We start from the raw sequence: 1163 nt of genomic DNA, 5'->3' as shown, positions 1-1163 counted from the left end.
GGTTCCGGCCGCACCGGACCGGCTGCCCCGGTCGGCACCGCTCCCCTAGGCGGCGCGCACGGCACAGCGGCAGGGTGCGCCCTGCTGGCAACCGCAGCCGCAGGTACTCGCGCACCCGCAGGCCGAGGGCACCACACCCACCGGGGCACGTCCCGCCGCCCCACTGCAGCAGCCGCCGTCGAGACAGCTCAGCCGCGGGACGGCCGGGAGCGGTGGTGCCGGTGCCGGGGCGGAGACGCCGAGCGCCGCGAGTACCCGGTCGGTGAGATCGGGGAGCGGGTCCGCCGGACCGACCCGCGCGAGCCGTCCGAGCCGGTCGGCGCCGTCGGCGAAGGCGCGGCAGGACGCGCACCCGGCGAGGTGGTCCTCGGCCGCCGCGCGCTCGTCGTCGCCCGCCTCACCGTCGAGACGGGCGGACAGCACCTCGCGGTAGCCCTGACAGTCCATACCGTCACTGTCGTACACGAGGCCCGTCCGGTTCCACCCGACCCCCGTCTGTGTTCCGCCCGCGCGTCCCGACACCGACGACATGCGCGGTGAGGACGTTGCGCAGCCGCCGCGAGCTCGCGGCGCTGTTGCGCGCCGACGGCTTCTCGTGTGTCGACGACGCCGTGGGCGCCGACCTCTGACGCCTGCGGCGGCCGGTGTTCCCGCCGGCCCCCTCCTCGCAGCCCACGTCGCACACCTTTCTGCGACCTCGCAGCCCCTGCAGAGGGTGCGAGGTCACAGGAAGGCATGCCAGGTGCGCCGACCCACCGGCACGACAGGACCGGATGCGACTCCCACGAGAGAGCTCCACGGCCCCGACCACCGGCCCCGAGGGACCCGCGCCAGGGACCACAAACAGACACACTCATGCCCGGCCGGGCCGGCATCACGCATCGGACCGAAAAAAGTCCGGAAATGAGAAATGCCCCGGACTCGACAGTCCGGGGCACATCCCATGAAGTTGAATGTCGGCGACGACCTACTCTCCCACACCCTGGCGAGTGCAGTACCATCGGCGCTGGAAGGCTTAGCTACCGGGTTCGGAATGGGACCGGGCGTTTCCCTACCGCAATGACCACCGACAACACTATCCAACTATCACCCCACCCCCCAGAAAACCCCGAGAGGCGGGGGTCGAGCACACAAACCGACCCCACGATCCCCGGATCACCGGG

Annotated in this window: 1 protein-coding gene and 1 rRNA gene; both read right to left on the bottom strand. The window is 71.8% G+C overall.

Features of this window, described 5'->3' with window-relative positions; translation table 11 throughout:
- Positions 1-45: 45 nt before the first annotated feature.
- Positions 46-447: a zf-HC2 domain-containing protein gene (locus GTW08_RS18655; protein ID WP_073576945.1), complete on the bottom strand. Its 402-nt coding sequence runs from the start codon at positions 445-447 to the stop codon at positions 46-48.
- 507 nt (positions 448-954) lie between these two features.
- A 5S ribosomal RNA gene (rrf, locus tag GTW08_RS18650) occupies positions 955-1071 on the bottom strand.
- Positions 1072-1163: the final 92 nt, after the last annotated feature.

It is taken from the genome of Pseudonocardia sp. SID8383 (assembly GCF_009864975.1).
Classification (GTDB): domain Bacteria; phylum Actinomycetota; class Actinomycetes; order Mycobacteriales; family Pseudonocardiaceae; genus Pseudonocardia; species Pseudonocardia alni.
The sequence above is the reverse complement of the archived record's forward strand: the minus strand, read 5'-3'. Positions and strand labels throughout refer to the sequence as shown.